This is a genomic window from Deferrivibrio essentukiensis, from assembly GCF_020480685.1.
GTDB lineage: Bacteria > Chrysiogenota > Deferribacteres > Deferribacterales > Deferrivibrionaceae > Deferrivibrio > Deferrivibrio essentukiensis.
Genome location: NZ_JAJAFU010000014.1, coordinates 1 through 26829 on the forward strand (window position 1 = coordinate 1; position 26829 = coordinate 26829).

Annotated in this window: 25 protein-coding genes; 19 read left to right on the forward strand and 6 right to left on the reverse strand. The window is 34.3% G+C overall.

Annotated elements, in window-relative coordinates:
• The 10 genes from LF845_RS07635 to fliQ all read left to right on the forward strand — a co-directional run.
• On the forward strand, positions 1-243 hold a 243-nt coding region (locus LF845_RS07635), incomplete at its 5' end, for a hypothetical protein (protein ID WP_242820417.1).
• A 20-nt stretch (positions 244-263) separates the two neighbouring features.
• On the forward strand, positions 264-941 hold the full coding sequence (locus LF845_RS07640) for a flagellar hook assembly protein FlgD (RefSeq protein WP_242820418.1): 678 nt from the start codon (positions 264-266) through the stop codon (positions 939-941).
• A gap of 13 nt (positions 942-954) precedes the next feature.
• Positions 955-3366 carry a flagellar hook-basal body complex protein gene (locus LF845_RS07645; RefSeq protein WP_242820419.1) on the forward strand — a complete coding sequence of 804 codons (2412 nt, stop codon included), beginning with the start codon at positions 955-957 and terminating at the stop codon, positions 3364-3366.
• A 125-nt stretch (positions 3367-3491) separates the two neighbouring features.
• On the forward strand, positions 3492-4259 hold the full coding sequence (locus tag LF845_RS07650; protein ID WP_242820420.1) for a motility protein A: 768 nt from the start codon (positions 3492-3494) through the stop codon (positions 4257-4259).
• A gap of 8 nt (positions 4260-4267) precedes the next feature.
• On the forward strand, positions 4268-5017 hold the full coding sequence (locus LF845_RS07655; RefSeq protein ID WP_242820421.1) for an OmpA family protein: 750 nt from the start codon (positions 4268-4270) through the stop codon (positions 5015-5017).
• The gene (locus LF845_RS07660) at positions 5017-5529 is read left to right on the forward strand and encodes a flagellar basal body-associated FliL family protein (RefSeq protein WP_242820422.1); all 513 of its coding nucleotides are present in this window, start codon (positions 5017-5019) and stop codon (positions 5527-5529) included. The genes LF845_RS07655 and LF845_RS07660 overlap by 1 nt, the downstream gene beginning before the upstream one ends.
• A 7-nt stretch (positions 5530-5536) precedes the next feature.
• On the forward strand, positions 5537-5824 hold the full coding sequence (locus tag LF845_RS07665) for a FliM/FliN family flagellar motor switch protein (protein WP_242820423.1): 288 nt from the start codon (positions 5537-5539) through the stop codon (positions 5822-5824).
• Entirely contained in the window at positions 5817-6563 is a 747-nt protein-coding gene (locus LF845_RS07670) for a flagellar biosynthetic protein FliO (protein WP_242820424.1), read from the forward strand. The genes LF845_RS07665 and LF845_RS07670 overlap by 8 nt, the downstream gene beginning before the upstream one ends.
• Positions 6564-6589: 26 nt before the next feature.
• Positions 6590-7291 (forward strand): flagellar type III secretion system pore protein FliP, encoded by a 702-nt coding sequence (fliP, locus tag LF845_RS07675; protein ID WP_423220574.1) that lies wholly within the window; start codon positions 6590-6592, stop codon positions 7289-7291.
• Positions 7292-7300: 9 nt separating this feature from the next.
• Entirely contained in the window at positions 7301-7573 is a 273-nt protein-coding gene (gene fliQ / locus LF845_RS07680) for a flagellar biosynthesis protein FliQ (protein WP_242820426.1), read from the forward strand.
• 41 nt (positions 7574-7614) lie between these two features.
• Here the strand turns inward: fliQ and LF845_RS07685 are convergent, their stop codons facing one another.
• The 5 genes from LF845_RS07685 to mazG form a co-directional block, all read right to left on the reverse strand.
• On the reverse strand, positions 7615-9666 hold the full coding sequence (locus LF845_RS07685; RefSeq protein WP_242820427.1) for a TRAP transporter permease: 2052 nt from the start codon (positions 9664-9666) through the stop codon (positions 7615-7617).
• 88 nt (positions 9667-9754) lie between these two features.
• A complete protein-coding gene (locus LF845_RS07690) occupies positions 9755-10750 on the reverse strand; it encodes a TAXI family TRAP transporter solute-binding subunit (RefSeq protein ID WP_242820428.1) in 996 nt (331 codons plus the stop codon).
• A 231-nt stretch (positions 10751-10981) separates the two neighbouring features.
• Positions 10982-11461 carry a DsrE family protein gene (locus LF845_RS07695; protein WP_242820429.1) on the reverse strand — a complete coding sequence of 160 codons (480 nt, stop codon included), beginning with the start codon at positions 11459-11461 and terminating at the stop codon, positions 10982-10984.
• Positions 11462-11520: 59 nt separating this feature from the next.
• Positions 11521-12021, reverse strand: a complete 501-nt coding sequence (locus tag LF845_RS07700) for a flavin reductase family protein (protein WP_242820430.1) — start codon at positions 12019-12021, stop codon at positions 11521-11523.
• Positions 12022-12039: 18 nt separating this feature from the next.
• Positions 12040-12813 carry a nucleoside triphosphate pyrophosphohydrolase gene (gene mazG / locus LF845_RS07705; RefSeq protein ID WP_242820431.1) on the reverse strand — a complete coding sequence of 258 codons (774 nt, stop codon included), beginning with the start codon at positions 12811-12813 and terminating at the stop codon, positions 12040-12042.
• 86 nt (positions 12814-12899) lie between these two features.
• Between mazG and LF845_RS07710 the strand changes: the two genes are divergently transcribed.
• From LF845_RS07710 to LF845_RS07725, 4 genes are read left to right on the forward strand one after another with little or no spacing between them, the layout of a single operon-like run.
• Complete coding sequence (locus LF845_RS07710) at positions 12900-15152, forward strand: methyl-accepting chemotaxis protein (RefSeq protein WP_242820432.1); 2253 nt, start codon at positions 12900-12902, stop codon at positions 15150-15152.
• Between the two features lie 22 nt (positions 15153-15174).
• The gene (locus LF845_RS07715; protein WP_242820433.1) at positions 15175-15888 is read left to right on the forward strand and encodes an SDR family oxidoreductase; all 714 of its coding nucleotides are present in this window, start codon (positions 15175-15177) and stop codon (positions 15886-15888) included.
• A gap of 9 nt (positions 15889-15897) precedes the next feature.
• A complete protein-coding gene (locus tag LF845_RS07720; RefSeq protein WP_242820434.1) occupies positions 15898-17229 on the forward strand; it encodes a glycerate kinase type-2 family protein in 1332 nt (443 codons plus the stop codon).
• Between the two features lie 33 nt (positions 17230-17262).
• Positions 17263-19089, forward strand: a complete 1827-nt coding sequence (locus LF845_RS07725) for a transglycosylase domain-containing protein (RefSeq protein WP_242820435.1) — start codon at positions 17263-17265, stop codon at positions 19087-19089.
• Between the two features lie 17 nt (positions 19090-19106).
• Here the strand turns inward: LF845_RS07725 and LF845_RS07730 are convergent, their stop codons facing one another.
• On the reverse strand, positions 19107-20291 hold the full coding sequence (locus tag LF845_RS07730) for an HD domain-containing phosphohydrolase (RefSeq protein WP_242820436.1): 1185 nt from the start codon (positions 20289-20291) through the stop codon (positions 19107-19109).
• Positions 20292-20745: 454 nt separating this feature from the next.
• Between LF845_RS07730 and LF845_RS07735 the strand changes: the two genes are divergently transcribed.
• The 5 genes from LF845_RS07735 to msrB all read left to right on the forward strand — a co-directional run bounded on the left by LF845_RS07735 (position 20746) and on the right by msrB (position 26770).
• Entirely contained in the window at positions 20746-22887 is a 2142-nt protein-coding gene (locus tag LF845_RS07735) for a diguanylate cyclase (RefSeq protein WP_242820437.1), read from the forward strand.
• A gap of 212 nt (positions 22888-23099) precedes the next feature.
• Positions 23100-23558, forward strand: a complete 459-nt coding sequence (locus LF845_RS07740) for a plasmid pRiA4b ORF-3 family protein (RefSeq protein WP_242820438.1) — start codon at positions 23100-23102, stop codon at positions 23556-23558.
• Positions 23559-23785: 227 nt separating this feature from the next.
• Positions 23786-24316, forward strand: a complete 531-nt coding sequence (gene hslV, locus LF845_RS07745) for an ATP-dependent protease subunit HslV (protein WP_242820439.1) — start codon at positions 23786-23788, stop codon at positions 24314-24316.
• Positions 24317-24327: 11 nt separating this feature from the next.
• Positions 24328-25650, forward strand: a complete 1323-nt coding sequence (gene hslU / locus LF845_RS07750) for an ATP-dependent protease ATPase subunit HslU (protein WP_242820440.1) — start codon at positions 24328-24330, stop codon at positions 25648-25650.
• Between the two features lie 154 nt (positions 25651-25804).
• Entirely contained in the window at positions 25805-26770 is a 966-nt protein-coding gene (msrB, locus tag LF845_RS07755; protein WP_242820441.1) for a peptide-methionine (R)-S-oxide reductase MsrB, read from the forward strand.
• Positions 26771-26829 lie beyond the last annotated feature (59 nt).

The window sequence follows — 26829 nt, forward strand, 5'->3', positions numbered from 1 at the left end:
TTTGTAGAGCAAGAAGTGGTTAAGCATTTCTTGGTTGCCAATATGGATTCCATAAAGCAGCAATTAAATGACAAAGGGATAGTCATAGATAATATGGACTTTATGTTTATGGGTGATTATCAAAACCAGCAAGAGTTTAAAGAGGCAAAGAATCAAAATAACAATCACTTTAAAACGGGCGTTAAAATTGAACAGCTTGAGATCATTGAAAAAGATAAAACAGTCAGTGGGATATATGCTTAAGGGTACAATAGGAGGATATTATGTTAACTTCAAATGAAGTGTCAAGTCAATATGGTGTAACAAGCTCAACGAGAGCTGAGCCCAAAAAAGAGTTGAATAAAGATGATTTTTTAAATTTGATGGTTACACAACTTAAAAATCAAGACCCCTTAAACCCTTTGGATAATAATGAGTTTATCAGTCAGACTACTCAATTTTCTTCTCTTGAACAGCTAATAAATATAGGGGAAAGTATAAAAGAATTAGCTGAAAGTCAAACCAATGGCAGTATGAATAATAACTTGTACTCAGCGTCAAACTTTATTGGCAAAGAAGTGAAATATTTCAGTGATACAATAAACCTAAATGAGGACGGTGCTTTGATTGGTTATGAGCTTGATGATATACCAGCAAGTTTGTCACTAAAGATAATAGATGAAAACGGTAATGCGGTTGCAAATATAGTTCCTTCTTCGACATCATACGGGATGAATGAGATTAATTGGGACGGATTAAACGCAAATTGGGATAAACTTCCAAATGGTAAGTATAAGGTGGTAGTTGATGCGTTAGATGCTTCAGGCAGTCAAATCCCATATAGAACTTATACCAGTGGAATAGCAAGTGGTGTGAGCATGCTTAATGGCAATCTTAAGTTTAATTTGGATAGTAATGAAGTATCTTCAGACAGTATCTTTGCTGTATATGAAAATAAGTAAATAGGAGGCATATATGCTAAGGTCGCTTTATGCCGGTGTAACCGGTTTGCAGCAGCACCAAAAAAGTATGGATGTGGTTGGTAATAACATCGCCAATGTAAATACGGTTGGATATAAAGGGAGCAGAGTAGTTTTTTCTGATTTGATGAGCCAGACGTTGTCTGTGGCAAAAGCTCCAGGTGATGGTACCGGTGGTTTAAATGCTAAACAGATTGGCTTAGGTAGTAAGCTTGGTGCTATTGATGTAAATTTTAATCAAGGGACATTGCAGACAACAGGGGTGACTACCGACCTTGCACTTCAAGGGGATGGATTTTTCGTGGTCAAATCTTCAAACACTGAGCAAGCATATTATACAAGAGCGGGTAATTTTACGTTTGACAAGAGTGGATATTTGGTTACACCGTCCGGTTTGATAGTACAAGGGTGGTTGAGAGATTTAGAGAATAATACCCTTTCAGCAAATGGACCTGCCGGGGATATTAGGATAGATGAGAGCTACAAAGTAATTGAACCAAGAGCCACTACTGAGGTAAAGATTGCTGGCAATATAAGTACAGAGGCGAGCCCGACAATTTTATCCTATCAGACACTTTTGTCTTCACTTGATGATGCTGATACAGATTTGAGCAATACTTTTGGATATGGTGGTGAAAGGTTTAGTATGCTTACAGGGGAGACTGTCAGAATAAAAGCTGATGCAAATCTTAATACTCAAGTCAGCAATTTATACAATGAGATTGATCAAAATTTGGGGTTGGAAGGAGCGACTATACAAATATTTGCTAATGGCAGTTCTGGAAGTGTTAATATAGCTTCAACAGACACTTTGAATAATGTTGTTACAAAAATCAATAATGAGTTTACAGCACTTGGTGCCAGCCTTACCTTAGGGCTTGGTTCAAATGGTCTGTTACAACTGTCAGGTACAGGAACGGTTAGTTTTGCAGGAGGTACAAGATTTATAAACTATTTGAGTGAGATAGATGGGACATTAAATAGTGAAACAAAAACTGCCAACACCAAGCTTATCGCCGAGAAAGAGCTTGTATATGGTGAAGACATAAAAGAGATTTCTCAGATGATAGATGAGATAAATTCTCTAATCCAGAATAATATTTCTTCAGGATTTCAAGCTTCTTTTGATTCCACAACAGGGAAAATATCTTATGATAATTCTGCTGGGTCAGCTGGAATTACAGGCTTTACCATCGAAAAGTCTTTTTCAAGTGATGTTTTTAGTAAGACTTTTGATACATTTGACAGTCTAACTAACGGCTCAACTACAAATTCTGAAACCATATACAGATATGCAAAAGATACTGATACGTTAAATAATCTCTATTCAGAGACAGGGGAATATTTAAATATTAGTTCTTTCCCGGTAGAAGTAAGTGCTGTGATAGGTGGAGTAGATGTGGCAGCAGCTCAAACAGTGCAGTCAACTGATACTTTACAGGATTTGATGGCAGTTATTGAAAATGAGGTGTTAGGTTTTAGAGATGATACTACCAGTTTAAATTTTGTATCTCTTGAAAATGGGGTTATCACAGTTAAAGGTGAAAAAGGTATCCCTAACAGCATTGATAATCTTATAATAAAAAATGGTGATAACACGACTTTTAATAATTATATGCAGTATAGTACCGTTCAAAATGCTGATGGTGGGCAGCTTATTACAAGCCAATCTATTTACGATTCTCAGGGGAATGAGCATATTGTTAATTATCAGTTTGATTTGTATGATGAGAGTAGAAATATTTGGAAGCTTTCTGTTCTTCCGGCGTTAAGTGATGAAAATGTTGTTCTTAAAAATGGCCAAAATGTGCTTGATAATTTATACTTGCAGTTTAATCCGGACGGCTCTTTTAACAAATATATGTCCATAGACTTGGCTGGTAATGAAACTGTTATTACAAATGCAGCTTTTGATTTGGTGCATAATACAGGTGCTTACACTGTTTCAGATGTTAATATAAGACTTGGAACCACTGATAACTTTGACGGTTTAACATTAACCTCAAGACCAACTACAATCACCCAACTTGAGCAAGACGGTTATAAACAGGGGACACTTGAGGGTTTAAGTATCAATAGAAGCGGTGAAATATTAGGTACTTATGACAATGGTGAGGTTATTGAGATAGGGATAGTCGGTATTGCAAGATTTAATAATAATGAAGGCTTATTAAAAATGGGTGATTCACTTTTTGCTGAAACTGTAAACTCAGGTACAGCTGTTATGGGTAAAGCCGGTTTAGGTGGAAGAGGGGTTGTTGAAGCAGGAGCCCTTGAAAATTCAAATGTTGATTTAGCACAGGAATTTGTTACAATGATAACCACACAAAGGGGTTATCAGGCAAATTCAAGGGTGATAACCACAAGTGATGAGATGCTGCAAGAATTAATGAGTTTGAAAAGGTAAAATAAATTAAAGAAAACTATTTGAATTGTCGATAAGATAGATTATAATATGTTGGCAGGTAAGGCTAAACCTTTATCTGCCAATTTAAAATTTTAAAAGCTACAGAGAAAGGTTCAGGAGACTTTATGGATATTGCTACGCTGATAGGTATTATTCTTGCATATATTCTTGTTTTTGCTGCTCTTTTAATGGGCCCCGGTGTAGGGGTTTATATTGATATCCCTTCAGTGCTTATCGTAATTGGGGGTACGGCTGGTATCATTCTGATGAGTTGGCCTCTTAATAAGGTTTTGAATGTTATGACAATCGTTATGAAAACTTTTCTGTTTAAACTGGAAAGTCCGGCTGATTTGATTGGAAAATTAGTGGATTTTTCTCAACGGGCAAGAAGGGATGGTATCTTAGCTCTTGAATCAGCTGAAGATGAAATTAGTGACGAGTTCTTAAAAAAAGGGATAAGGCTTGCTGTTGACGGCACCGAGCCTGAAGTTATTAGAACAATTCTTGAAACAGATCTTTCATATATGCAAGAGAGACATAAAGAGGGCGCAGCAATTTTAACGAGTATGTCGACTTTCGCTCCTGCTATGGGGATGATTGGAACGTTAATCGGTTTGGTTGCGATGTTGCAGACAATGAGTGATCCAAGCTCAATTGGTCCTGCGATGGCTGTTGCACTTTTGACAACATTTTATGGTGCTATTATTGCTAACCTTTTTGCAGCACCTCTGGCTGAGAAGTTAAAAACCAGATCAGCTGAGGAGACTATGTTAAGAGAGATTATGATAGCAGGTATTATGGCTATTCAGGCAGGAGATAACCCAAGGATAGTTGAACAGAAATTAAATGCATACTTACCGCCAAAATTAAGGATATCACAGTTTGATAAATAAGAGGGTATATGGCTGATAAAAAATGTCCTGAATGTAAAGCCGGTGCTCCGGAGTGGATGGTTACCTTTTCCGATATGACTACGTTGCTTTTGACATTTTTTGTTTTACTTCTTTCTATGGCTTCTCTTGACCAAAAGAAGATAAAAGAGGCTTTGGGTTCGTTGCAGGGCGCTTTGGGAGTCCTTGAAGCTGGACAAAAATCTGAGATGGGTAAAGAAGAAATTTTGTCAAGGATGGACTTTGTTTCCAAAGCAAAACAAACAGAAAGTAGATTATTAAGCGGAGTTAGAAATTATATAGAGCAGGCAAATTTGTCTTCGACTATTTCTGTTGTCAAAACAGAAAAAGGGATTTCAGTCAGGATAATGGATTCTATACTATTTGGTCCTGGTGATGCAGATTTGCAGGATGCTGCAAAACCTATTTTGGAAAAGTTGGCAGGTGTGATAAAGGATTCACCTTACAATATAATGGTTGAAGGGCATACGGATGATATCCCTATATCAACTCCACGCTTTCCCTCAAATTGGGAGCTTTCTACAGCAAGGGCAGTAAGCGTGGCAAAATATTTTATATCTGTCGGGGTAAAGCCTGATATCTTATCTGTGGCAGGTTATGCACAGTATCATCCGGTTGTGCCTAATATCACTCCTGAGAATAGAGCTAAAAATAGAAGAGTTGAAATAAATTTTGTAAGCCCTGAGCTTGCTGAAGCAAATAAAAATATTTTTGAAGATACAGAATCCGGAGGGTTATAATGGCAGAAGAAAAAGAAGTTACAGAACAGGAACAGCCGAAAAAGAAATCTAAGTTTAAGCTAATATTAATTATTTTAATTGTTTTGGTACTTGCAGGTGGTGGAGCAGCTGCTTATTTTTTAATTTTTGCTAAAAAGCCTGCTGATACAAATGCAGAGCAAATGGCTGCAGGCACTGCACCTAAAAAACCAAAAGCTGATGCTTCTACGATCGGTCCATTGTACTCTTTTGATAGCTTTATTGTTAATTTGGCTGACCCGGGTGGGACAAGATATCTGAAGGTTAGTATGCAAGCGGAGCTTGATTCAGATAAATTGGCTGATGAGATAGAAAAAAGAAAGCCTCAAATAAGAGATATAATATTAACAGTACTCTCTTCGAAAACCTACGCGGAAGTCAGCACAGCGCAGGGGAAATTGGCCTTAAAGCAGGAGATAATGAGAAGAATAAATTTAACTTTGACCAGTGGAGCAATAAGAAGTATATATTTTACAGAATTTGTTTCACAATAGGGGTGATATGATAGATCTGGAAAATGTTTTAAACAGATACGGAAACGTCTTGCTTAATGTTGATGTGGAATTGGGTAGAAAGTTGGTAAGTATTGGTGAAATGTTAAGTTGGGAAAACGGGACGATAATCAAATTATCCAAGACCTCCGGCGAATCTGTTGACTTTTTGGTAAATAAAAAACCTGTAGCCGTTGGAGAAGTAATGGTCATCGATGAAAAGTTTGCTATCAGGATAACTGATGTTTTGACAAAAGCAATACTTTTTGAATTAAGTAAAGATGGGTTGTATGATTAAAAAAGTAATACTTTTTTTACTTTTTTCAGTTTTGGCTTTTACTTCACAATATAAGCTTGACCTTAGTGATGACCATATAAAGCTTGTTATTCCTGCAAACTCTAACTTATTTGTATCTGATTCTTTGCAAGAAAATGTATATTCTCTTGTACTAAAAGGGAATATTTCTGTAAATGAGGATATTTGGGGGTATAACATATCAAAAATTACTTCTCAGTATGACGGGAAAAATACAAAATTGGATTTTTATTTTGAAAAAAAAGGGTTAAAGCCAGAAATAGAATATAAAAACGGAAAAATGGAAATTGATTTTATATTTTCAAGTGTGCCAAATAAAGAAAAAAGTGTATACTTGAGAATGTTTTTAGGCATACTGATAATTCTTGTCTTGATTCTGGTACTTTATTGGTTTTTAAAACTTATGCTAAAAAGAAATATCTCTTCTGATATACCTGGGATAGGTAGGCTACTTGGAAAAGTGGATATTATGCCTGGCAAAACGCTTGCGTTTTATGAGTTACTTAATACTATTTATCTTATTGGTATTACTACGGATAATATTACTTTGTTAGATAAAATTGAGGATGAAATAGTGTGTGATAGGATAAAGGAAGGATTTTCAAGAAAAAAAGACTTCTCAAGTTATTTAAAGTTTTTTGGAAAAGAGATAGATAGCACTGAGATTGATATGACGCAAGAAATTATTAAAGAGAAGGTGGAAAAATTAAAAAGAAAATAGTATTTTTTCTTCTTTTCTGTTTACCTATTTTTGCCTTGGCTGCTGATTCTATACCTTTGCCTACAATCAATATAGGTGTAGGGCAGGCTCAATCACCTCAAGACGTATCTGTAACTTTACAAATAATTTTTTTACTAACTATTCTTTCACTTGCTCCTGCTATTCTAATTTTGCTTACATCTTTTACAAGAATTATAATAGTATTTTCCTTTCTAAGGAATGCAATGGGGACACAGCAAATGCCTCCAAATCAAGTATTGGTTGGCCTTGCTCTCTTTTTGACATTTTTTATAATGTCACCTGTATTTACTGAAATTAATGAAAAGGCACTTGCTCCTTATTTAAATAATAAGGTTAATTTTACAACCGCTTTGGCGGAGGCTAAGAAGCCTTTGCGGAAATTTCTTTTGTCAAATACAAGGAAGAAAGATGTCCTAATGTTTTTGGAGATTTCAAAATATGAAAGGCCGAAGACCTCTGATGACATCCCTGACCTTGTATTAGTACCTGCTTTTGTAGTCAGTGAGCTTCAGACCGCTTTTGAGATGGGTTTTTTGCTATTTTTGCCGTTCTTGATAATAGACTTTGTTGTGGCCAGTGTTTTGTTGTCAATGGGGATGATGATGTTACCCCCTGTTATGATTTCTTTGCCGTTTAAAATTTTGCTTTTTGTTCTTGTTGACGGATGGTCTTTGATAATTGGTTCGATTGTAAAAAGTTTTATGTAAGGAGGGGTTATGTCTCCTGACTTTGTAGTAAGCATTACGACCAAAGCTCTTGAGATTTCGCTGCTTGTGGCTGCTCCCATGCTTTTATTTGGGCTTGCTGCAGGATTGATAATAAGTATTTTTCAAGCAGTTACACAGATACAGGAGATGACTTTAACATTTATTCCTAAAATTTTAGCAGTTGTTGCAGGTCTTATTATATTTTTTCCATGGATGATGGACATGGTTATCAACTTTACAGTAAATCTTTTTATGAATCTAAATCAGTATATAGGCAAATAAAAAAGGGGGCAAATGCCCCCAGATAATTTGTAAGTAAACTATCATACAATCTCTAACTTCTTTACTCTCATCTTTTGCATGAAGTAGACTATTGTTACAAGTATTATTGGCACTACTATAAAGAAATATTTGTGCGCTTCATCCGTATTTATATGGAAGAAGTTTGAAATAATCGCTGGACGGTAGAAAAATAAGCTTGAAGCTAAAAGCAAGATAGTTTCAAGTATATTATTTTTTGTTACAAACCATCCTTGTACTGCACTTGCAAACATCAACGCGCCAAGTGTGGCTATTATAAATATAAATATTCCAAAACTCCAAGATGTTACCCCATCTAATATTAGGTCATGGTTAAATATAAACATGAACGGAATAATCGCTGTTCTAATATCGTACATAAATCCTTGGACACCTGTTTTTATAGGAGGGGAATCAGCTATAGCTGCAGCAGCATAAGCTGCAAGGCCAACAGGTGGCGTATCGTCTGCTAATATGCCAAAGAAGAATACAAACATATGAGCTGCCATCAAAGGTACTATAAAACCGTAAGCGGTACCAAGCTTAACTATTAATGGAGCTGTTAATGAAGCCATTACAATGTAATTAGCTGTTGTTGGAAGCCCCATACCAAGAAGCAAGCTTGCCCCGGCAGTGACAAATAGTAAAATATAAATATTTCCATTTGCTATAGTGTCTACTATTTCATTTATCATTCCACCAATACCAAGTGATACCATTCCTACTACTACACCGGCAGCTGCTGTAGCAAGGGCAACGCCTACCATACTTTTTGCACCAGTTACAAATCCATCAAACGTAAGTTTTATAGAGTTTTTTATTCCTTCAGAAAAGCTTGATTTGTTCTTAAGGGCATTTTTGATTTCTTGATAAAAAATTACCGCTATAAGCAGTAATACTGTCCTGTACGCAGCCATTTGTGGCGTATGTCTTAATACCACGAGTTCAACTAGTAACCAAGTAATAGGAATAAGATAATGTATTCCTGATAAAAGAGTTTTCATAAAACCAGGCAATTTATCTTTAGGCAAACCTTGTATTCCAAGTTTGCATGCTTCAAGGTGTGTAATATATAAAAGTGCAAGGTAAGAAGTAAAGGCAGGAATTATTGCCGCTTTTACTACCTGAATGTAAGGTACGTTTACATATTCTGCAATAATAAATGCTGCCGCACCCATAATCGGCGGCATAAGCTGACCATTTGTACTTGCTGCAACTTCAACAGCTGCAGCTTTTTCACCAGGGTAACCAACACTTTTCATAAGGGGTATTGTGAAGGTTCCAGTAGTAACTACGTTAGCAATACTTGAGCCTGATACCATTCCGCTAAGACCACTTGCTATTACTGCAGCCTTTGCAGGACCACCCCTAAACCCACCTAAAAGGGATACCGCAAGGTTTATAAAATATTTTCCTGCTCCGGCCTTATCAAGCATGGCTCCCATAAGTACGAAAAGAAATACAATATTAGCAGACACGCCAATAGGTATTCCGAAAATACCTTCAGTAGAAAGAGCAATTTGGTTTATGTATTTGCTTAGAGATACACTTTTAAATGCAATTAGATCAGGCATGTTTTCGGCAAAAAAACCATAAAGTGAAAATACTGCAGCAATTATTGCAAGAGGTGTGCCTATAGATCTTCTTGTAGCCTCAAGTGTCAGAGCTATTATCAAAAGGCCTATTACGATATCTCTCTGAATAGGCACCCCGGCACGCATTGAAAGACCTTCCCAGTCCCATACCAGGTACGTTGCACACACTATCCCTGCAATGGCAAAAATATAATCATGAATAGCAATCTTGTTCATAGGTGCAATTGTCTTGCCAAAGCTTGTTTTAGGATATTTAAACATTGGTAAACTTAGATAAGCAAGAGCAAGTGCAAAGGCGAGGTGAATTGATCTGATATATGTACTATTTAATGTCAGCACAGAGGGTAAAAGCATTTGAAATATTGTCCAAGACAATGCCACAAAATTGATTATATATTTTTCAAACGGTCTTACTTCTCTGAGTTCGCCACTTTCTTCCTTCAAAAAGTCTTCAGCTGATCTTTCAAACTTACTTGCCATATTAATCCTCATAACTTTTTTATAAAAAACAAAGCTCTCTTAACTTGAAATTAAGAGAGCTTTAAAGTTCTAAATAATTGTTAATAAATTACTTGATTAACTCAGGGTTGATATATTTAACAAGTCCTGCTTCTTTGTAGTATTTCAATGCACCAGGGTGAATAGGAGCTGAAAGTCCCTGCAACATATCTTCTTTTGTCAATACAGAGTAAGCAGGGTGAAGAGTCTTAAATTCGTCAAAATTTTCAAAAACTTCTTTGGTAATTGCATATACAATATCATCAGATACTTTAGCGCTTGTCACAAGTGTTGCTTTAACGCCAATTGAGTTTACAGTGTCAGCGTCAGCATTTGCAGCATTAGGGTAATTTTTCATATCTATTTTGCCAAGAGCATAGTATGGTTTTTCTTTAATAAGCTTTTCAATACCAGCTCCTTCAATAGGAACTATATTAACTTTTACTCTTCCGGAAGTGGCCTCTTTTATGTTACCATTTGGGTGACCAACTGTGTAGAAGAAACCGTCAATTCTTCCATCCTGAATAAGACCAGGTGCTTCAACAGCTTTTACATAAAACGCCTGAACATCGTTTTCAGTAAGACCTACTGCTTCAAGTACGTCTTTTGAGTTTTGAAGCTGACCTGACCCAGGGTTACCAAGATTTATCTTTTTGCCCTTAATGTCGTTAATTGATTTGATACCGGCATCAGCAGAAGCGATAAGAGTAATTGCTTCTGGGTGAATAGAAAATACGGCTCTTAAATCTTTTTGAGGCTTGCCATCCCACTCAGCAATTCCTTGATATGCCTGATACTGCCTGTCAGACTGTGCGATTCCAAATTCAAGGTCGCCGCTCATAACAGCGTTAATATTAAACACAGACCCGCCTGTTGATTCAACAGTAGCTTTAAGTCCGTACTCTTTTGATTTTTTGTTAACCATCTTAGCAATGGCTCCACCAGTCGGGTAGTAAACCCCGGTTACTCCACCTGTCCCAATAGTTACAAATTTTTTAGCTTGAGCAGGTGCCACAACAAAAAGAAAAGCTGCAAACACTGCCATAAGAGTTAAAAACTTCTTCATATATTTCCTCCTAAATTTTTTGATGCGTATATATAGTATATCAAAATAGATGATGTGTCAACGGTAAGTTAATTAAATTATAGTTAGACGTCTTTATATTTTATTAATAAATAAATGAAAATTGCATTAAGTAAAACTTAACACCTTTAAGATTAAAAAATAGTTAAAGCTCGGCTAAACTTTTTTAAGCAGGACATATGTTTTTCCTAACAAAATAAGGCACAAATATCCTCAATCCATAGGTACAAAAGCATAACCCTGATTTTGATAACCAATTATGGAAATGTAGCCGTTTTCTATCACATTTATAATATCATACACTTCATCAGGCTCAATACCTGCAAATTTAAGGGCAATAGTGCATTGCTCAAGTGTTGCATTGTAGTCATTTTTTAGAATATTAAGAATACTATAAATTTTTTCTTTGATACCGATATCATCCTTTTTTATATGCTCATTGTTTTTTGTAACAAAGTTGGAAGCCTTTCCTCGAAATGCCACGACAGCTTTATAATCATTGTATTTTGAAAGACCATCAAGCGTTTCTTTTATAAGAGTGAGCCTTGTAAGAAGTAGTTTTGCATCACCTATGTTAACATCAAATATTACTCTGGACGTTTTTACGTCATTTAATGAAGAAGACCTGTTTTGGGCAAAAGCAGAAATACAGACAACAAGCAAGATGAGTGTAAATATAAAAATTTTTTTCATAAAAATCCCCCTTATGATTTCTTTAAATTATAACTGCCGGGGGAAGAGATTGCAAATAATTATTCAGACTTAACCCTTATTATTTCGCCGATATATAGTTTGTGATAATCTTTTTTAGGGTATAGCTTTTCAATTTCATTGTCTAAAAAATTGTCAGGATTGAAATCGGTAAAATATAGTTTTTTACAGAAAATAGAAAGACTGCACTCTTTATAATAAATAAACTCATCTTCTATAATCGGTGTCAGTCCTGTTTCTTTTATTTTATTAATATCACGGCCGGATTTTGAGCCGCATAGGTTTAAAATTTTCCTATATTTTTCTTCGAAAAATGTTAGGGAAAAGTTATCCGTCTTTTCAATTAGCTCATAAGTATAACGTGTAGGCCTTATTACAATATAAACAACATTTTTATGCCACATTATACCAAAACCGCCCCAGCTTGCTGTCATAGGATTAATAATCCCTTCGCTGTTTGATGGGGTGATGAGCATCCACTTCTTGCCAATTGCTTCAAAGGCATTTTCTGTTAAATCTTCAGGTTTTATATTTTTAAACATTTTGACCTCCAATAAAATTTATTTGAATGTATTTTTCGCTTTTTGCCAGTATCTTTCCAATAATTCAATGGATGCTTCCTCAAATGAGATACCGTTTTTTGCAAGTTCATCTTCGATAAACCGAAATCGGCTTTTGAATTTTTCGTTGGTTTTTTGCAAGGCACTGTCAGCATTGATATTTAGAAACCTTGAAAGGTTTAAGATAGAAAATAGCAAATCACCCATTTCCTCTTCAATTTCATTAACATCCTTTAACTTTATTGCTTGTTTAAATTCTGTGAATTCTTCTTCAACCTTTCTCAGACAGTCCTCACCGCTTTCCCAGTCAAAGCCTACCTTTCTTGCCTTTTCTTGCAATTTGTATGCCTTCTGGATAGAAGGCAAGCCTTTGGGGATTCCGTCCAGTATGTATTTTCTGTCCTTTTTTTCCTTACTTTTAATCTTTTCCCAATTAACAAGGACGTCATCTACCGAATCTGTTTTTTCACCTCCAAAAACGTGCGGGTGCCTTCTTATGAGTTTTTCAGAAATTGTTTTCATTACGTCTGTTAGTGTAAAAAGATTATCTTCTGCCGCAATAACCGAATGCATAATTACGTGTAAAAGCAAATCCCCCAGCTCTTCCTTGATGTTTTCAATATCTTTATTATCTATTGCTTCCACAAGCTCAAAGGTTTCCTCAATAAGCTGGTCACGTAAGGAATATAGAGTCTGCTCCCTGTCCCAGGGGCAGCCGTCAGGAGCTCTTAATTTTTCAATAATTTTTACAAGCTTGTTAAACTCTTTTTCCATGAGGTCGATTATATGTTAAAAAATGTTTTTGAAAAGTGTTTTTTTGTGTTATAATATTTTTATAAATTTAATTTTGGAGGATTTTGATGTCAATTAAGTTAAAAGTTATTATAGGCTCTATAATTGGAGTAATTCTTATTATTTTAGCGTCACTTTATTTTGATTACAGTATGCTCAGCCAATCTATTGAAAGTATTAGGGAAGAAAAGTTTCACAATATGAAACAAGCACTTGACAAAAATCTTGAAGATGAGTTTCACACACTTGATATTACCACAAAGATTATTGCAGAGGATTCTCTTTCAAACACGCTTTTTCAAACAGGGGACAGAATAAGTCTATATGAAACAAAAAAGGAACTTTTTAAGGAATTAAAAGAAAATTATGGTGTCAAACAGTTTCAATATCATCTGCCACCTGCGACTGCATTTTTAAGATTGCATAAGCCTGAAAAATTTGGAGATGATTTAAGTGGGTTTAGAAAAACTGTCGTGGAATGTAACAAAACGCAGAAAAAGGTTGTAGGTGTGGAAGTGGGAGTAGCAGGGCTTGGTCTAAGGGTTGTTTATCCCGTATTTTTAAATGGTGAGCATATAGGAAGCGTAGAGCTTGGGGGCTCATATGAAGATATACTAAATAATATTAAAGATAGTTTTGATGTAGGGTTTGCGATTGGTATTAATGAAGATATTTATAATTCTTTAATTAAAAAACCTATCGAAGGGCAGGTCAAAAAAGGAAACTTTGTATATAGAAAGCTTACAGAAGATATAAGAAAATATCTTGATAAAGTGGATGAAAATACAAGAAATATAGGGAATGTGTATTTTTACAGAATTCCTATTAAAGACTATTCAGGTGCAGTTATAGGGCAATTGCTTTTTTCTCATGATTTTACTCATGAAATACAGATGCACAAATCTGCCTTTTACAAAAAGGTCGGAGTAATATTATTTTTAGGTGTTCTTCTTATTGCCGGGCTTTCTTTTTTACTTACCGTTGCTTTAAAGCCCATAAAAACAATAACTAATATGCTAAGAAATATTTCAGAAGGTGAAGGGGATTTATCTCAAAGAATAGAGGTTAAATCCAAAGATGAAATAGCAGATCTGTCAAATTATTTTAATAAATTTATAGAAAATCTTGAAAATGACTTTTTGGATACAATGTATAAAATTTCAAACTCAATTGAAAAGAGTAACAGTCTGTATCACTCTCTTGTAAAAGTAAGTGATGTGGCTGAAAAAACGGGGGATATGGCAAACCAGGTAGCTACAGCCAGTGAAGAGATGAGCTCTACAATTATGGAGATTGCAAGAAGCGCTCAGGATTCGGCTAGCAAGGCACAGCAAACTGTTGAAGTGGCACAAAAAGGTGGAGAAATTATTGATCAGGTTGCAAGTTACGCCGAATCCACAAAAGTCACTATTACAAATCTTAAAAATTCCATTGCTCAGTTAACGGACGATGCTAAGAAGATTGGCAATATTATTAACGTAATCAATGATATAGCAGACCAGACAAATCTTTTGGCTCTTAATGCTGCAATAGAAGCGGCACGTGCAGGTGAGCACGGCAGAGGGTTTGCCGTGGTGGCTGATGAGGTGAGAAAATTAGCCGAAAAAACTCAACAGTCTACCAAAGAGATTGAAACAATGATTAAGCAGATTCAGGTTAATGTAAAAGAGTCTTACAATAATGCGGAAAATGTAGTTGAAGCGGTGGATAAGCAGACTTTACTTTCCCAAAATACGAAGGACAATTTTGGCGAGATTTTGGATGCTATTGACGAGCTAAATTCTTTGATATTAGGTATTTCTTCAGCTGTAGAGGAGCAGTCTTCAGCTACTGAAGAGATTGCTCAAAGTGTAGTAAGTGTATCTGAAATGGGTGAGATATCTAAATCCGAAGTGGCAGTGCTTCAGAAGGATATAGATACTTTTATTAATGAATTGTCTGTAGCAATTGAAAACTTTTACAAATTTAAATTTTCTAAAAAAGGGAGCATCTTTGTTAAAGCAAAATTTGATCATATTAAATTTATGAACAGAATATTTGACTGTCTGATTAACGGTAGATGCAATTTTAATGTAGTAGACCATAAAAACTGTAACTTTGGTAAGTTTTATTACTCCCCTGACGGTCAATATTTTAAAGTCGATTCAGAGTTTAATGCCATAGAGCATCCACATGTTGATGTGCATAAGATTGGAATGGAGATTACAAATTTGATTAAGCAGGGTAGAGTAGATGATGCAAGAAAAATGATTGAGGATATGCTTTCTGATACTGAAAAGATTGTGACTTATTTAGACCAATTAATGGAGAAGTATAAATAATTTACTTTAAAGGGGTAAAAGTATGGGTAGAAACATTTTAATAACAGGGGCAAGCAAAGGGATAGGGTTTGAGCTTGCAAAAATTTTACTTGGTAAGGGAGATAACCTTGTACTTGTATCAAGAAATATTGAAAACTCAGAAAATGTAAATGAGCTAAAAAAAATATCTGATAACTTTTATCTATTAAACTGTGATGTTTCAAAAAGTGAAGATATAGATAAATTACACGATTTTACAAAGTCAAAGCTTGGAAAAATAGATGTGTTAGTAAATAATGCGGGCAGGGGGATTTTTGCACCTGTGGGGACTGAAACCGCTCAGTCAATTAAAGAAATTATCGATTTAAACGTTTTTGGGCTGATATATCTTACAAATAAATTTGTGGATGACATTGTGGAAAATAAAGGAAGTATAGTAAATATTGCTTCTGTTGCCGGGAGAAAAGGATTTGCGGGGCTTTCAACATATTGTGCTACAAAGTGGGCTGTAGTTGGATTTTCTGAAAGTATCAGGGATGAGCTATGCGCAAAAGGGGTTAGGGTGATAAATATTGAGCCTGGGCTTGTGGATACTGATTGGGGAGAAAATCTTCCTGAAGCATTTCAACAGTATAAGAAAAGCGTTGATATGCTAAGGCCTGAAGATATTGCCAAGCTGATAGGTTTTGCCCTTGATGCACCGCAGCATATCTCTTTGAATGAGGTGTTAATCAGGCCTACAAATCAGCCGAGATAATATATAAGGATGAAGGATAAGAGAGAGAGTAATTTAGATAACCTTATAGAAATATTTAAAAGTGCTGTCTCTTCAGTCGACCCTTACAAACTGATTAATGAAAAAGTAAAGGTCGACTTTCCATACCTTTATATTGAAGATATAAGGATTACTGAAAAAATTAATCTAAACATTTATAGCAAGATTATTGTGATTGCCATCGGCAAAGCAAGTGCCAAAATGGCTAAGGCAATCGAAAATATATTTGTAAATATAGATTTTAAAGGATTGGTTGTTACAAAATATGGTCATACAGAAGATTTACAAAGATTTGAAATGATTGAAGCAGGCCATCCTATTCCTGATGATAACAGTATTAAAGCTGCAGAAAAGATTATAAATTTATTACAAATTGCTGATGAGAAGACATTGGTTATCACGCTTATTTCAGGAGGAGGCTCGGCACTTGTTGCTGCTCCTGTAGAAGGGTTTATTTTGACAGATAAACAGAATGTTACAAAAAAATTACTTGAAAGTGGAGCAACAATTAATGAAATAAATTGTGTAAGAAAGCATCTTTCAAAGCTAAAGGGCGGCGGATTTCTAAGGTATCTAAACGGTGCTGAAAGTGTTAATTTAATACTGTCTGATGTAATTGGAGACAGACTTGACACAATTGCAAGCGGGCTTACATATTTTGATAGTACAACTTTTACTGATGCAGTTTCAATATGTCAAAAATATGGTATTAGTGATGAAAAGATATTGTCATATTTTCAAAAAGGGGTAGCAGGTCAAGTAGAAGAAACTTTAAAGAAAAATGATATTGAGAAGATTAAGCTTAAAAATATAATAGTTGGCTCAAATTACCACGCCCTTGTGGGTGCCAAGAAAAAAGCGGAAGAGCTTGGGTTTAGACCTTTTGTTTTTACTGATGAGCTTTTTGGCGAGGCAAAAGAGGTGGCAAAGTCTATTTTGGCTATTGCAAGAGGGTTTAGGAAAAATAAAAAGGAATATAATTGCCTAATATTTGGCGGTGAAACAACTGTAACAATACAGGGTAACGGAAAAGGTGGACGGAATCAGGAGATGGCGTTGTCATTTTTAAATGAGATGGATGAGTCTGATAAAGGTATATATTTTTTATCGGGCGGGACTGATGGAAATGATGGGCCTACGGATGCTGCCGGAGCAGTGGCAAGCTATGAAATAAGAGAAAAAGCAACACATTATGGTATTAAACCTTTTGATTTTTTAAGAAATAATGATGCTTACAATTTTTTTGGCAAAGTTGATGCTTTGGTAAAAACAGGGCCTACCAACACCAATGTTTGTGATATTCAGATTGTGATTTCGGAGTAGCTGTGGTCTTATTATTAATTTACAGACTTAAAAATGAGCATTAGAAAAATTTTCCTTTATACAACGATTTTGGGTATTATATTATCTGGCTATTTTATACTTTTAAGTTATGGTTTTGACAGGTATAAAAGCTATCTTTTGTCTCTTATTAAAATCCCTGATATAGAAGTAAATAATGACACAACAACGACAAAATTAAAAGTATATTCCGCAAATGGCAAATTGATTTTTGAAAAGTTTACTTCTTACGGAGGGCAAATTTTATTTGACAAGGATTTTAAAGAGTTTGACCAATTTTATGCTGAGTTTGTTAAAGTTAAAGGGGGTGACCCTTTAAAAGAGGAGCTATGGAAAGAATTTTACAAAAAGCATGAAAATATTAAATTTAGTTTTTATTTTATAGATTTTTTTAAAAACTCTTTTATGAAAGAGCTTGAGCAAAAGTATAGTGTTTCTCAAATATATGAATCTGTTTTGAATAATTTTATTTTTGATAACGGGATAAAAGGGGTAAACGGTTATTCTGTTTATCTTTTTTCGAAAGATTTTGGCAATTTGACATTTAAGGAAAAAGTTTTTTTGGCACTTTCTACTATAGAAAATATAGGTAGCCCTGAAGGTAGATATGAGTATCTTTCCGATTTGGCAGGTTTAATCACAGGTGATGATAAAAAGATTACCTTTAATACCCCAAAAATTAATATTTTGTATCCTGATTATGTTGATGGTGTACTTGAAGAGCTTGAAAAATTAAACTTACAATATAACAAGCATAGTTATGACGTATATACTAATCTTGATGAATACAATTACAACAATATTAAAAGCGTGCTGAGAAGTTCGTTAAAAGAATTTAAAGGTGTGGAAGCCTCTTTCGTATTAATTGATTATGTGAATAATAAAAGTCTATTATCAATTGGCACTATAAATGATGATTATAATAAAAATAGGGCTCTAAAAATCAAAAGAGAGGTGGGCTCCGTTTTTAAGCCGGTGACCTTTTTGACGGCATTTAAATATGGGTACAGACCGTCATTTGTATTGGAAGATAAACCTTATTCCTTTAGAGATGGGAAATATTGGTATCGACCCAAAAATTATGAAGATTTTTATATGGGTAGGACAAATATAAGAAACGGTCTGATATATTCTTTAAACAATCTTACAATAAAACTTGCAGAGACAGTTGGTTTGAGAAGAGTATCAAATATGGCAACACTTTTAGGGTATGAAAATGTGAGACCTTTTTATGCTATGCCACTCGGCTCAATTCCGCAAACACCCTTTGCCGTAGCTAATTCATATGCTGCTATTGCCAGCTATGGTGAAAAATGCAATGTCAGGTTTATAGATAAAGTTGTAAATGAAACAGGGAGACAGTTATATCTTAAAAATGAATGCGAAAAGGTTGTAGATGAAAAGAGTGTATACCAGACAATATATTTGATGAAAAAAGTTGTTGATTATGGAACTGCACGGGGGAAAGGTTTGATTCCTGGCACTGCTGGCAAAACGGGGACTACAAATGACAGTAAAGATGTGTGGTTTGTCGCCATATTTCCGCCGTATGTGGGAGTTTTATGGGTAGGTTATGATGACTTTAAATCGTTAGGGGATGATGCTTCCGGAGGTAAAATAGCAGCACCAATTATGGCAGAAATAGAACGTAAATTGCTGCCGGGTGTGACCAATATTCAGTTTAAAGTCCCAGAAGGTATACGTATGGTCAAAGTGGTAAAAGGTGAAGATAAACTGTTTGATTCAGGGTGTGGCTCATTTTATTATGAAATGCTCAATAAAAACAATCTGCCGGATGTATGCATAGCTGATAGTCTAAATGTTGCCACAAAAGAAGATTAGTAAGCCAAAAGGTATTTTCAAATCAATACATTTTTAAAATTATTGTACTTAGCAATAACCTCATTGTGAAGAGATTTGCTGATATATTGTATCTCGTCTATGTTTTCTTTAAGGATATCTAAAATATTACAATCTATTTTTCCATTTTTTGCAAAAGTTTCAAGAATAGATAAGGTTTTATCTATTTTCATCCCTTTTCTGTATGGTCTATCTTCGGTAAGGGCTGTAAAAATATCAGCAATAGTCATCAATCTGCATCCTGTGGTAAGCCTGTCTGCTTTTAAATGGAATGGATATCCCGTGCCGTCAAGGTATTCATGATGAAAGGCTGCCATATATTTAAGATCATCAAAGATTTCCAGTGAAGTGAGTATATAGTAAGTATAATAAGTATGTTTACGCATTTCCGCCATTTCATCAATAGTTAATGGACCATTTTTGTTTATTATGTAAGGGTCGATTCCAAGCTTTCCAATATCGTGAAGATAGCCTGCAATTTCCACTTCTTTTTGTTTTTGTTCATCAAATCCGCAATATCTTGAAAGGGTGGCTGCAGTGTTTGCTACCCTGGCAGAATGGGTTGCGGTAAATGAACACCTGAAGTCTATCAATTGCCCGATAAATTTTGTAAATTCCAAGATATTATTCATATTAAGTTCATAAATGTCATATTGTATATATTTTCTTAAAATTTTATCTTTGTTGGGCATATCGAGTTCAAGCCAGAAATACTCTTTGTCTTTGAATTTGAGAAATGCTTCCACATGTTCGGGCTTAAACATTTTGCCGGATTCCGAAGAAATAATGTCACAGATTTTATCCTTCTGGTAATAAGAAGCCTTATTCCTGTCAAGCAAGATATCAATCCTGTCAGCAAGAAAAATCATTAAGGGCTCATCTTCTATGTCAGGATAGTCTTTATATTTAAAGTGGTGTTTCTCTATTATATCTGATAGTTCTTGAAAAAATGATACCTCTTTTAATAAATATGAGCCGATTTTTGAGTGGGATAATTTGCCATCATCTCCAATATCAAATGTTGATAAGTTTTTGACTTCACTTGTTACCATTAACCCTATGTCATGAAGAAGGGCAGCTAATGTTGTATTCTTGATTCTGCTCAGATTAAGACCATATTCAGCAGCAATGGCCGTAGCTATGTATGCAACCCTATGATGATGTTGGGTAAGATTTTTATTCATAAAATCTATTATCTTGGAAAGATTGTAAGCAAGATCGAAAGATGTAATAAGAAAAGACCCACTCAGGATACCAAAATTTTCATTTATATTAGTTCTAACCGGTTGACGAAGATACTTTAATTTCTACAGATTGGAAATTGTTTGCTAAAAAACTTAAAGAAAGACTTGATAGTCGATAAATATGTAGATTTTACTGGTATTTTAGGAAGGGTATTTTGGTATTACTCAACCGTCCTATGTATATACAATTGAAGTTGAGTTTAAGGAAATAGAATCATATACTATATAAATAGTATGAATTAATGGTAGTTATTTAGCTGTAAATATGGTAGAAACTTTTAACTTATAAGTAATATCCACGTTTATGGTCAGGATTTATGAATTGGATAATAAAAAATTATACAAAAGTTCATTTTTTAATATACTACTGTGAAGAAATAAAGAGGTAGAAAATATGGAAAATAGAAAATTCTATCATGAGCTAAACTGGTTATGGAGAGGAATCAAGTTAACAATAGGTCAAAAAACTGTCATTTCTTTCTTTTTTGTACTTATGATACCGGTAGCGGGTATGTATTATTTTTTAAACGTTTCATTTAAAGACTATTTTACTAAAGAGTACGTAAATGAGGTTGGTAACCAGATAAATTCTATACACAGAATATTTGAAAGTGAATTACTTTATCCTGGGCATATTTTTGAGTTTTTAGTAAAAAATCCTACTTTTCTGGAATTGGTAAAAAAAGATGACCCGATACTTTCTGCTAGGCTTTCTATGGTTTCAAGTGAGGTGGAAGGGGTTAATATATCTTTTATCTACAATTATCTATCAAAAGAAACAATTACATCAAATAATAAAAATTTTAACTTTGAAAGAATGTTTAATGACCTGGAGACTCAAACTTTATCTAACTCTTTTTCGAAAAGTTATGAAATTATCCCATTTGACAAATCTATATTTAGTGAAGAAGAGCTTATAAGGCTTGGAAATATATCAGATAATGAGCTTGTGGTTTTTCTTGCCATTTTACCATTTACTATTGAAGGTAAAAAATATCTAATTGGTAATTTGACTGTTTTAAATAACAATAGAGACTTAATGGATAAACTCTACAATACTTTTACATACAACACAGCACTTTTTAGTGCTTTAAGCTTTAGCAATAAAATTGTTGCAACGAATTCAACTCCCAAAAATATTTTCTTTTTAAATCTAAACCTTCCTGTAGAATTTATAAATGAGCTTAATATGGGTAAAATAGTAAAAGGTATTTATAATATTGATAATGAACCTATTGCTATAGCTTCAATTCCCTTGAAGTCTTTATCTGAAAAAGTGATTGGAGGATTAAGTATTGCATCAAATATGAATAAACTGAACATTCTAATTTTTGAATTCAATAAAATAATAAAAATTGTTATATTTTTCAGCAGTATAATAATTATTTTTATAGGCGCAGTGGTTTATAATGATACTAAAAGACCTATCTGGGGAATTAAAAAAGCGCTTCAAGAAATCAGGAATAAAAATTTCGATGTAAAACTCAATTACAAAACTTTTGATGACTTCGAAGATATTGCAAATAGTATTAATGACATGGCAATCAGTCTTAATCAATACACCACAACTCTTAACAGGTTTAACCAACTAAACCAAATTATTACTTCTACATTAAGTGTTGATGAAGTTTTAAGTACAGCAACAAACAAAATATTAGAATATACATCTTCACAACTTGCGGTTGTCTACCTTTATAATCGTGACAAGGACATACTGGAACCTTATTTTGTAAAAAATGCCGATAAGTCCTCATTAAAGGATGTAAAAATGGGGGATGGAATTGTGGGAGAGGTAGCAAAAACAAAAACATATTTTTGTATTACTGATATCACCCCGGATAACTTCCTTCTGGATACAGGGATTTCAAATATAAAGCCAAAAGAAATTGCAGCATTTCCTATTGCTATTAAAGATAGTCTGTTAGGGGTAATGGTTGTAGGTTCGATTAAACTGCATAGCAAAGAGGAGCTTGATTTAGTAAATAACCTGCTGACTCAAGTTGCAATTGTCGTGGATAACTGTATAACACACTCAAAAATAACTGAGCTTTCCATTAAGGATGAGCTTACAAATATTTACAACAGAAGGTATTTATTGCAATCTCTTGAGACAGAGATTTTAAAGTCAAAAAGATTAAAATCACCACTATCTATTGGAATTTTTGATATCGATAACTTTAAAAAAATCAATGATACATATGGTCACCCTACCGGAGATATTGTCTTGAAAAAATTTGCGGATATCATAAACACACATAAAAGGTCTTATGATATATTTGGCAGGTTTGGTGGTGAAGAATTTCTTTTAATTTTACCTGGTACAGGGGATGATGAAATATTTGTTGTTTTAGACAGGTTAAGGAAATTTATAGAAAAAGATTTAGTAAAATTTGTAGGATTTAGTGTTACCTGTAGTATAGGTGGTGCAAGTATTAAGGATTTTTCAAAATGCAATATTGAGTCATTAATAATAAAAGCTGACGAAAATTTATATAAAGCAAAAGAAACAGGTAAAAACAAAGTTATTGTATCTTAAATATCGGTCTGCCTTTTTACAAGCAGACTTATTGTTTAAAACAGGCTGTAATTAGCGATAAAATAAATGCCTGTCCTTTTTAAAAGAAATAAGCCCTGCGCAGGGCAGGGTAAGAGTATAAAATATACTTTTGCTTTAAAAAAATATTGTAAATAAAAAAAAGATATATAAAAAGCGTATATCATATAATTATTAAATAGGAGTGATTAGTTATGGAAAATGTTTATTTATTTAGAGTTGTTCAAAATAGGTACTTTGACTACCCAAAAATTAGAGGAATGCCCACTATAGAAATTTCAATACCAGAAAATTATTCCTTATCTGAGCTAGCTGATATTATATTGGAAGCATTTGGATTTACGCGAGATCATCTTATAGGATTTTATGATAATTGGAAAAGCTATACAAATTCTAACGAAATTTACGAAGAAAGAGATTTTGATTTTTTCCCAAACAATAGTAAAGGTTTAAAGGCAAAGATAAAAAAAGTCTTTAATGAGCCAAATAAAAGGATGTTAATGATATTTGATTATGGTGACATGTGGCATTTTTTAATAGATTTTAAAGGTATAAAAAAGGTAAGTACTGTTGAGAATAAACAAATAGTCGTAAGTAGGAAGGGTAATCCATTTTCTCAGTATTCAGATTATGATGAGGGCTATGAAGACTAAGAAGGTAAATTTTATTTAAAGATATTCCTGTTTTTTGATAAACTAATGATTCTATGATATGCTTTTGTAGATGATTTACTCAGTCTTAGTAAAAGAGCCAATTTGTAAAATATTTTTACTTCTTTTTAAAGCTTAATAAAATTGGATGATGCCAAATTGGCAAACAACTTGAAAAAAATATATTTATAGCTATATTTGTCTTCTGTTTAAAAAGAAGAGGTGTTTAAATGTTTAAAGGGACTACCGTACTTGCGGTAAAACGCGATTCAAAGGTTGCAATAGGAGCCGATGGGCAGGTGACATTTGGCCATACTGTGTTAAAGCCAAATGCCAAGAAGATTAGAAAACTGATGAATGGTAGTATCATATGTGGATTTGCCGGGTCAACTGCTGACGCATTTACGCTTATGGAGAGATTTGAAAAGAAATTGGAGCAATATTCAGGTCAGCTTTTGCGTGCTGCTGTTGAGTTGGCAAAAGATTGGAGGACTGACAAATACTTAAGAAATTTAGAGGCGATGATGATAGTAGCTGATAAGGATAATTTGTATCTTTTAACAGGTAACGGGGATGTGGTAGAACCTGTTAATGGAATAGCTGCTATTGGCTCAGGGGGGCCATATGCTCACGCTGCTGCACTTGCTTTGGTCGAAAATACTGATTTAGACTCAAAGAGCATTGTGGAAAAAGCATTAACAATTGCCGGGAATATTTGTATTTACACAAATACACAACTTACAATAGAGGTGATAGAGTAATGGAACTTTCAATGGAAAATTTAACTCCCAAACAGATTGTAAATATTTTGGATAAATACATTGTAGGTCAAAAAAATGCCAAAAAGGCCGTAGCGGTTGCTTTGAGAAACAGATATCGTAGGATGCAATTACCCAAGGGATTGCAGGAAGAGATTTCTCCTAAAAATATAATTATGATTGGGCCTACAGGTGTGGGGAAAACAGAGATAGCAAGAAGGTTGGCAAAACTTACAAAATCCCCATTTTTAAAAATTGAAGCCAGCAAATTTACTGAAGTGGGATATGTCGGACGTGATGTGGAGTCCATGATAAGAGATTTAGTAGAGATTTCTATCAATATGGTAAAGCAAGAGATGAAACAGAGAGTACAAGAAAAGGCTGAAAGACAAGCTCAGGAAAGACTCCTTGATATTCTTTTGCCAAGACCAACAGGCTTTGCAGAAGAAAAAAATGAATCAGAAACCAGGGAAAAATTTAGAAAGATGCTTGAAATAGGAACTCTTGATGACAGAGAGGTGGAAATAGACGTGGATGAGTTAGGGCCTCAGATTGAGGTGTTGACAAATGTAGGGATGGAAGATTTTGGTTCAAGTCTACAGGAAATGTTTAAAAATATCATGCCTCAAAAGAAAAAAAGAAGAAAGATGAAAGTCAAGGAAGCAAAGACTATTTTAGTGCAGCAAGAAGCCAATAGGCTTATAGATATGGATGAAGTCAAAAAGGAAGCACTAAAGAGGGCAGAACATTCAGGGATTATCTTTTTGGATGAAATTGATAAAATCTGCTCTAAAGACTCTGGCAGCCGAGGTGTAGATGTTTCAAGAGAGGGTGTGCAAAGGGATTTGCTTCCTATAATTGAAGGCTCAACAGTGATGACTAAATATGGAATGGTGAAAACCGACCATATTTTATTTATTGCAGCTGGTGCTTTTCATGTTTCAAAACCTTCTGATTTAATACCGGAGTTGCAAGGCAGATTTCCAATAAGGGTAGAGCTTGAGTCTTTGTCAAAAGAAGATTTTATAAGGATATTAAAAGAGCCTGAAAATTCTCTTACAAAACAATACACTGAGCTTTTGAAAGCTGATGGCATTCAAATTCAGTTTACCGATGATGGAATAGAAGAGATGGCTTCAATTGCTGCTGAAGTAAATAAAACAAATGAAAATATTGGAGCAAGAAGACTCCATACTATTATTGAAAGGGTCTTAGAAGAGATTTCATTTGAAGCTCCTGATACAGATGAGAAAATTGTGGTGGTTAATAGGGATTATGTTAATAATAAACTTTCCAATATTATTGAAAATCAGGATTTGAGTAGATATATATTATAACAGCTTTTGCCCTCTAAAATGGAGGGCAAAGCATTTTAGATATAATTAGAATAATTCAAATACTCCTTGAACTTTTCCAAATATCATCTATCTTTGACTTATGAGAAAATTTATATTTATAATAATAACAATTTTTATGTTTTCGGGGTTATCTATGGCTAAGGTTTATGAGAAGGCTACTTTTGCAGGTGGTTGTTTTTGGTGTATTGAAGAGGCATTTGAAAAAATTGATGGAGTAATAGAAGCAGTTTCAGGTTATACGGGTGGGCATGTTGAAAATCCTACATATAGAGATGTGTCAAGTGGATACACCGGTCATTTTGAGGCAGTCGAAGTTACATATGATCCTCTAAAGGTTAGTTATGAAGACCTATTGAATGTATTTTGGCAAAATGTAGACCCTACGGATGACGGCGGTCAATTTGTAGACAGAGGTAGTCAATATCATACTGCAATATTTTATCATAACGATACTCAAAAAAGACTTGCAAAAGAATCAAAGAACAGAATTGCAAATTCAGGTAGATTTGACAAACCGATAGCAACCCAGATACTTGAAGCGAAAAAGTTTTATAAAGCTGAAGATTATCACCAGGATTATTATAAAAAAGATAAATTCAACTACAAAATGTATAAACTTAATTCAGGTAGGATGACATATTTAAATAAAGTGTGGAAAAATGACAAAGAGAAAAAAGAAGAGCTTAAAAAGAGATTGACCCCATTGCAATATAAGGTGACACAGGAAAATAGCACTGAGCCTGCATTTAAAAATGAATATTGGAACAATAAAAAAGCCGGTATTTATGTTGACGTAGTTTCAGGTGAGCCCCTTTTTAGCTCAACCGATAAGTTTGACTCAGGCACAGGCTGGCCGAGTTTTACTAAGCCTATTACTGATGATGCGGTCTATACAAAAGAAGATATAAGCTTTTTTATGGTAAGAAATGAAGTTAGGAGTAAAAAAGCCGATTCTCATTTGGGGCATGTTTTTACTGACGGGCCAAAGCCGACAGGACTTAGATATTGCATAAATTCCGCATCTTTAAGATTTATTCCGGTTGAAGATATGGAAAAAGAGGGTTATGGAGAATATCTTTATCTCTTTAATCAAAAATAAATGCTTGCTTTCATTTGACTGATTTTAACAAAATTAAATAACTGACACTATTTATCATT